The 7640-nt window shown below is 43.4% G+C and carries 8 protein-coding genes and 1 pseudogene; 8 read left to right on the top strand and 1 reads right to left on the bottom strand.

What is annotated here, in order from left to right:
• The 5 genes and pseudogenes from B3014_RS06800 to B3014_RS06780 all read left to right on the top strand — a co-directional run.
• Positions 1-498 (top strand): annotated as a pseudogene (locus tag B3014_RS06800) (F0F1 ATP synthase subunit beta); the annotation flags it as partial.
• A 17-nt stretch (positions 499-515) separates the two neighbouring features.
• Positions 516-944 carry a F0F1 ATP synthase subunit epsilon gene (locus B3014_RS06795; protein ID WP_286306031.1) on the top strand — a complete coding sequence of 143 codons (429 nt, stop codon included), beginning with the start codon at positions 516-518 and terminating at the stop codon, positions 942-944.
• A gap of 101 nt (positions 945-1045) precedes the next feature.
• Positions 1046-2407: a bifunctional UDP-N-acetylglucosamine diphosphorylase/glucosamine-1-phosphate N-acetyltransferase GlmU gene (gene glmU, locus B3014_RS06790; RefSeq protein WP_289243539.1), complete on the top strand. Its 1362-nt coding sequence runs from the start codon at positions 1046-1048 to the stop codon at positions 2405-2407.
• A 33-nt stretch (positions 2408-2440) separates the two neighbouring features.
• Positions 2441-3070: a GIY-YIG nuclease family protein gene (locus B3014_RS06785; protein WP_289243538.1), complete on the top strand. Its 630-nt coding sequence runs from the start codon at positions 2441-2443 to the stop codon at positions 3068-3070.
• Positions 3071-3897: 827 nt separating this feature from the next.
• On the top strand, positions 3898-4749 hold the full coding sequence (locus B3014_RS06780; protein ID WP_289243537.1) for an AraC family transcriptional regulator: 852 nt from the start codon (positions 3898-3900) through the stop codon (positions 4747-4749).
• Between the two features lie 15 nt (positions 4750-4764).
• Here B3014_RS06780 and B3014_RS06775 read toward each other — a convergent pair whose 3' ends face one another.
• On the bottom strand, positions 4765-4929 hold the full coding sequence (locus tag B3014_RS06775) for a hypothetical protein (protein WP_289243536.1): 165 nt from the start codon (positions 4927-4929) through the stop codon (positions 4765-4767).
• Positions 4930-5098: 169 nt separating this feature from the next.
• Between B3014_RS06775 and phnC the strand changes: the two genes are divergently transcribed.
• The 3 genes from phnC to phnE are packed head-to-tail and all read left to right on the top strand — an operon-like array spanning position 5099 to position 7634.
• A complete protein-coding gene (gene phnC / locus B3014_RS06770; RefSeq protein ID WP_349675870.1) occupies positions 5099-5926 on the top strand; it encodes a phosphonate ABC transporter ATP-binding protein in 828 nt (275 codons plus the stop codon).
• A 13-nt stretch (positions 5927-5939) separates the two neighbouring features.
• Positions 5940-6800 (top strand): phosphate/phosphite/phosphonate ABC transporter substrate-binding protein, encoded by an 861-nt coding sequence (phnD, locus tag B3014_RS06765; RefSeq protein WP_289243535.1) that lies wholly within the window; start codon positions 5940-5942, stop codon positions 6798-6800.
• A 6-nt stretch (positions 6801-6806) separates the two neighbouring features.
• Positions 6807-7634 carry a phosphonate ABC transporter, permease protein PhnE gene (gene phnE / locus B3014_RS06760; protein ID WP_414683047.1) on the top strand — a complete coding sequence of 276 codons (828 nt, stop codon included), beginning with the start codon at positions 6807-6809 and terminating at the stop codon, positions 7632-7634.
• The last annotated feature ends 6 nt before the right edge of the window (positions 7635-7640 follow it).

Below are 7640 nucleotides of genomic sequence, written 5' to 3'. Positions count from 1 at the left end.
GCGGTATACGTACCTGCGGATGACTTGACTGACCCATCACCTGCTACTACCTTCGCTCACTTAGACGCGACAGTTGTATTATCACGTTCAATTGCTGAATTAGGTATCTACCCAGCGATTGACCCGTTAGATTCAACTTCACGTCAGCTTGATCCATTAGTGGTTGGTAACGAGCACTATGAAGTAGCACGTGGCGTTCAAGGTACATTGCAACGTTATAAAGAACTGAAAGACATCATCGCGATCTTGGGTATGGACGAACTGTCAGAAGAAGACAAACTGACTGTATCTCGTGCTCGTAAGATTCAGCGTTTCTTGTCACAACCGTTCTTCGTAGCAGAAGTCTTTACTGGTGCACCTGGTAAATACGTCTCTCTGAAAGACACGATTGCTGGCTTCCAAGGCATTCTGAATGGCGACTACGATTCACTACCAGAACAAGCGTTCTACATGGTAGGTAGCATCGAAGAAGCTGTCGAGAAAGCTAAGAAGTACTAATCCCCTGGGAGGTAAACATGGCTATGACTATCCATGTTGATATCGTAAGCGCAGAGAATCAGATCTTTTCAGGTCTGGCACAAGCTGTCTTTGCATCAGCTGTGTTGGGTGAAGTGGGTATTTACCCACGTCACACACCTATGCTGACTCGCCTTAAACCAGGTGAAGTTCGTGTCTTGAAAGAGAACGGCGAAGAAGAGCAGTACTACGTTTCTGGCGGCATGCTGGAAGTCCAACCACACGTTGTTACTGTGTTGGCTGACTCCGCATTACGTGCGGCTGACGTTGATGAAGCGGCTGCATTACAAGCGAAAGCGGATGCAGAAAAAGCGATCAATGATGGCTCAGCGAAACGTGACTTTGCAGAAGCTCAGAAAGAACTGGCTGAAGCAATGGCGCAACTGCGTGCAATCGAGCGACTAAGATCGAACAGTAAAGGACGCTAGTCTTTCACTGCAAAAAAATAAAAAAGGCTGTCCTCGTGACGGCCTTTTTTTTATCTATTGTCTGCTAAACTTAACCCATTATTACCAATACGGAATACCCTATGAGCCTGAGCATTATCATCCTCGCTGCCGGTAAAGGCACACGCATGAAATCAGCAAAACCCAAAGTCATGCACACATTGGCCAACAAACCTTTACTGCAACACGTGATTGATACCGCTAAACAACTCAATCCCAGTCAACTAGCCGTTGTGTGTGGCAGTGGTGCAGATGAGGTCATGCCTTATCTTGAACAGCAAGGTATCGATACGGCCATGCAGTTAGAGCAAAAAGGGACAGGCCATGCTGTTGAACAGGCCAAGGCTTTTTATCAGGAGAGTGATCAGGTTTTAGTCTTATACGGCGATGTACCACTAATAGAGCAGGGAACGCTGGAAGCTTTAATAAATGAAGGTGATGCCAATACACTCAAAGTGCTAACCACGGTATTAGATGACCCAACAGGTTATGGCCGTATCGTACGTGATGTCACTGGCCGTATGCTGATGATCACCGAAGAAAAAGATGCTAACGAAGAAACGCGTGAAATCAACGAAGTGAACACCGGCATCATGTGTATTCCAGCTAAATGGTTAAACACAGCCTTATCACAGCTCGATAATAATAATGCTCAAGGCGAATACTACCTAACTGATCTGATTGCTAAAGCCGTTGAAGAAGGCATGGAGATAGACTCGATCACCTGTGAAGATGATCAGGAAGTCGCTGGGGTTAATAACCGCGTGCAATTGGCCGAGTTGGAAAGCTACTACCAGCAGAAAGAAGCGACTGAATTAATGATGGCTGGCGTCACTATGCGTGATCCGGCTCGTGTAGATATTCGTGGTGAGCTAACAGTTGGACAAGATATTACCGTTGATGTGAATGTGATTTTTGAGGGTAATAATACGCTGGCAAATGATGTCACCATCGGTGCCAACTGCATCATCATCAATAGCATTATTCATGAAGGTGCTGAAATCCTGCCAAATAGCATCATTGAAAATGCCGAAGTAGGTGCTAACTGTTCGGTAGGTCCTTATGCCCGTTTACGTCCGGGTACCAATTTAGCTGCCAAAGCCAAAGTGGGTAACTTTGTAGAAGTGAAAAATGCGAATATCGGATTAGGTTCTAAAATCAATCATTTAAGCTATATTGGAGATACCGATATGGGGGCCGATGTGAATATTGGTGCCGGTACTATTACTTGTAACTATGATGGTGCGAATAAACATCGTACAGTGATTGGGGATCGGGTGTTTGTGGGGTCGGATACCCAGCTAGTGGCGCCTGTTACTGTTGAGGATGGGGCGACTATTGGCGCTGGGTCTACTATTCGGAAGGATGCACCTTCGGAGGCGTTAACTTTGACGGTGTCTAAGCAGAAGACGGTTAGTGGGTGGCAGAGGCCGGTAAAAAAATGAGATATTTTATACGGATAGACACATCGAAGTAAGATGGCTAAGAAGCGAGATGACAAAGAAGAGTTTTATGACTTAGTTCATCGAGAATACATAAATCTCCATAAGACGGGAAAGTGTACAAAAATAAGAGATTTATTCAGACAGGCCAAAGACTCGTATGAACAGAAATATATTTTTTCTTTGCTAACGAATAATGACTTTGGAGTATCTAAGTACATAAAAAGCAAGGATGTTTTTTCTATTAATAAAGAAAAACTAGATCAAAATATAGAAACGAACATATCCCACTTAGCAAAAATCTATACTCATTACCAACACCTAGACCTCAGTATCGATATTTCAAGTGGTGGCAAGTATGGATACATGTATGTTCTAGACAACCCTGGAATGCCAGGCTTAGTTAAGATTGGATACACGTGTAACTCTGCTTTTGATCGAGCAAAACAACTCTCATCAACTTCCGTCCCCTTCGCATTCAGAGTTAGATATTTAGCCAGAGTTAGAAAGCCTGAAAAAGTAGAGAGTGAAGTTCATGAGCTTTTGTTTGATAAGCGAGTGAATAATGCTCGAGAGTTTTTTCAAGTTTCACTCGACGAAGCCATCGAGGCTATAGAGAATACTGCAACTTACTTAAAGAAACAGGATAGTAGTCAAAGATTCTAGGGAGGTTGGTTGGGAAAAGCTCTGAAACCTAATGGTAAGTTACCTCTCTAACTTCACACGCTGCCGCGGGGCATTCATTTATTTTGCCTGCCCAAAATAAACGAACCAAACAAAAGGGCACCCGATATTGCCTTTGATCCAAAAATTAACCTTGCTTGATGGCGTGGTCGAAAACTCGCTGCGCTCAAACACTCGACCACTTAATCCATCAACCAAGCCTAATTTTTGGCGGCAATAGACGGGACGAAAAGTGATCCCTAATTCCCCGTTTGTGCTGACGAGGAATGACATTTATTCAGGTCTGAGGAGGCTAGTGTTTGATTCGTGGCATCCATGCCACTCACCCTTCGGGCGCCTCCGGCGTCCAAATCTGTTCCAGACAAATTTGTGAGCGCAGCGAGTTTTAACCAGACGCCAGACAAAGTGAGCAACGCAGTGGAGCTGTAGACCAGCACGGTGGGGTGCCCTAGGGTTGTTAGGGAAATGGGCATGCACAAAATCGTCTGGAACGATTTTGAATTGCGAAGCAACCTGCTTGCAGGTGAGCCATATGGATGTGGCGAATATTTCCCTGACTCGCCATCACGGCGAAATAATGACAGCATAAACTCTGGTAGGTTGGGTAGAGGAACGAAACCCAACATATATCAAGACTCAGGATTTGTTGGGTTTCACAGGTTCAACCCAACCTACATTTAAAATTGGCACACATTTCTCTGATTCGTCATCAAGACCAAATAATGGCAATATTAAAAGAGCAATTTCTGTCAGGCTTCACTTCTTAAATACAACGATACTGTCTCTCGAATTGAGGGGATGGGTAAATCATGAGCAAGTATGAAAATAGAATGATGAAGGTGTGTGAGTATATTCAGTCACACCTTGATGATGATTTATCCGTCGATTCGCTGAGCCAGATTGCACATTTTTCGAGATATCACTTTCATCGTCAGTTTGCTGACTTTGTCGGCATTAATGTCGCTAGATACATTCAGATTTCACGATTAAAGCGTGCGGCTTATCAGTTAGTGTTTGAACCCAGGTTACGTGTGATTGATATCGCCTTACAAGCCGGTTTTGAGAGTCCAGAGTCATTTTCACGTGCATTCAAAAACTACTGTCAGCAGAGTCCTTCTCAATTCAAACAAATGCCCAAGTGGGATATTTGGAATGAACTTAATAAGTTAACAAGAGTTGAGAGGTCAATGATAATGAATGTAGAAATTGTAGAGTTTGAGGAAACAAAAGTAGCAGTATTAGAACACCGTGGTTCACCGAATGTGCTGAATGATTCCATTAGTAAATTTATTGATTGGCGTAAGCAAAGTGGTTTATCACCAGTCAAAACCAGTGATATCTATGGTGTGCCATATAACGATCCCAATGTTGTCAGTGCTGATGAGTTTGAGTTTGACCTATGTGGTTCAGTCCTGGCTGATATTCCAGAAAATGAACAAGGTCTAATAACAAAAACGATTCCGGCTGGGCGATGTGCCAGAGTAAGACATTTTGGATCACGGGATGATATTGATACGCCGATTTATTATCTTTATGGTCAGTGGTTACCGAAAACAGATGAAGAGCTACGTGATTTCCCAGTGTTTTTTCACTATATCAATATGTTCCCAGAAGTGGATGAGCATGAGTTAATTACGGATATTTATTTGCCTTTGAAATAAAGGCGTTTTTAGTGGTCAGAGGCGGGGGAGAAAAGCGATCCAACTTTCCCCGTCTGTGCTGACGAGTAGCGGAAGTTTATCTGGATCATGATTGGTCAGTGTTTGATTCGTGGCATCCATGCCACTCATAGCTGGTTTTATCAAGCGCATAATCTTAAGCAAAGTTCTGTTTTCCATCATTTAATGTGACTCCGTGAGAGTTCAAACCACCTTAGAGTCAGACATAAGCGGCTTTGTCAGGCTGACTTAAAAATGTCATCTGCCTGTCACTCTGTTGTCACATATTCTGCTTAGCATTCAATCAACATTTGTAATGTATGGCCCTTATATATAGGGAAAGGTAATGTTGATGCAGGCGACACAAAATAAAGATCCCATCCTCAAGATTGAACATTTAGGTATTCGCTACAAAAATAATGTGGTGGCACTGGAAGACACGTCATTGTCGTTTTTCAATGGTGAGTTTGTGGTTTTATTGGGACTTTCTGGTGCCGGAAAGTCATCATTATTACGCTCACTTAATCATCTTGTGAAACCCTCTTCCGGTAGGGTTATCTCAGCCAGTTTGGGGGATTTAAGCTCTGAAAAGCGCTTACGCAAGCATCGCCAGAAAACAGCGATGATCTTCCAACAGCATCAGCTCATCCTCAGACAAACCGTACTGCAAAATGTACTGACGGGTAGACTGGCTAATCATCATTTTCTTCGTAGTTTGCTGCCATTACCAAAATCAGATTTAGATATTGCTCTCCAATGTCTGGAAAGGGTCGGCTTGGCAGATAAAGCCATGACGCGAGTAGATCAATTATCGGGTGGTCAACAGCAAAGAGTAGGTATTGCCAGAGCTTTAGCCCAGCAACCGGATATGATTATCGCCGATGAGCCCATCGCGAGCTTAGATCCCTCAACAGCACAAAAAATCCTCGAATTACTAAAACGTGTATGCCAAGAAGACAGTATTGCCGCTGTTGTGTCCTTGCACCAGCTGGAATTTGCCCGACAGTTTGCTGACAGGATTGTCGGACTGGCAAATGCACACGTTGTATTTGATGCTCATCCTGATCAACTTGATGAGGCGCAATTATCCCGAATTTACTCCAGTAAAAAGTCTGAATCTCTTATAGAAAAAGAGGATGCGTTGGAGTCGCGTCCGTTTGTTAACCTCACTTCAACCTGATGGAGAATAACTCATGAAACTGATCAAAAAACTCGCCCTGGCGGCAAGTATGTTGCTGACGGCAACCACCACGACTTTCGCTGCAGATGCCGATCCTGACATGCTCAAAGTGGCTTTGTTGCCAGATGAGAATGCGTCACAAATTATTAAACGGAATCAACCACTAAAAGATTATCTAGAAGAAAAACTAGGTAAAAAGATCAAGCTGATTGTTACGACCGATTATTCTTCTATGATTGAAGCGATGCGCTTTGGTCGCATTGACTTGGCTTACTTCGGCCCGCTGTCTTATGTGTTAGCAAAATCTAAAAGTGATATAGAGCCTTTTGCCGCCATGGTAAAAAACGGTAAACCGACTTATCGTTCTGTCATTATTGCCAACGCTAATGCTGGTATTGAAAGCTTTGAAGATATTGAAGGTAAAAAAATGGCTTATGGTGACCAGGCATCCACATCAAGTCATCTGATTCCAAAATCTATCCTGCAGGAAAATGGTTTAACGGCTAAAACCAATTATGAGGAGCATTTTGTGGGGTCACACGATGCGGTGGCCGTGAATGTGGCAAATGGTAATGCTGATGCGGGTGGCCTTTCAGAAGTTATATTCAATTCACTGCTGAGCAGAGGCCTGATTGATAAAGCGGATATTAAGGTGATTGGTTACAGCAAAGATTACCCACAATACCCATGGGCTATGCGATCTAATCTTAATAATGATCTCAAACAGAAGATAAAAGTGACATTTATTAATCTCGATAATGCTGAAGTATTGAAAAGCTTCAAAGCAGAAGGTTTTGCAGCCGTGACAGACTCCGATTATGACGTTATTCGTGACATGGGCAGCTTGCTGAAAATTGATTTGGCAAAAATGTGATAAACAATGAGCGATAATACGAATACTTCACTAAGTAAGCAGCCGACTTATTCGGACATGCTGGTGCAATATCAGCAATCCTGGTTGAGAAAAGTTAAAAATGGTCTCATCCTGTTTGCGTTGATATTAGTCGCCTGTTGGTATGTCAACTTGCTTGATGTGGATACGCTTGCAAATGGTATCCCAGCTATTATGACATTGGCGGGGGAGTCATTCCCCCCCGATTTCAGTAACTTTTCCAGTTGGTTAAAACCTCTACTGGATACCTTAGCAATGAGTATTGCTGGTACAGCGATAGCGGTAATGTTGTCTGTATTTATTGCGTTTTTTGCTGCCAGAAATACCACGCCCCATCCAATCATTTACCAACTCGCCCGAATAATCCTGAATGCATTACGTTCGGTTCCAGAATTGATTATGGGCATTATTTTTGTGGCGGCAGTGGGCTTTGGTACTTTACCTGGTGTGCTAGCGCTGGGTCTGCACTCGGTGGGGATGGTCGGTAAGTTTTTTGCTGAAGCAATTGAACATGTCGATGAAGCACCTATTGAGGCAGCAGAAGCCAGTGGGGCTAGCCATATGCAAGTGCTTTATCACGCCGTCTTACCTCAGGTTATCTCACAGATGGTAGACATTTCTATCTATCGTTGGGAATACAACTTCCGAGCCTCCACGGTGATGGGAATGGTGGGGGCTGGTGGTATCGGCTTTGAATTAATGGGCTCGCTTAGAATTATGCAGTATCAAGAAGTGATGGCCATCATGATTGTTATTCTTGTCATGGTCACTCTGGTTGATGCTCTCAGCAGTTATCTTCGTAAATCGTTTAAGTAAGAGTAA

This window comes from Methylophaga sp. UBA678 (assembly GCF_002299105.1).
GTDB classification, from domain to species: Bacteria; Pseudomonadota; Gammaproteobacteria; order Nitrosococcales; family Methylophagaceae; genus Methylophaga; species Methylophaga marina.
The sequence above is the reverse complement of the archived record's forward strand: the minus strand, read 5'-3'. Positions and strand labels throughout refer to the sequence as shown.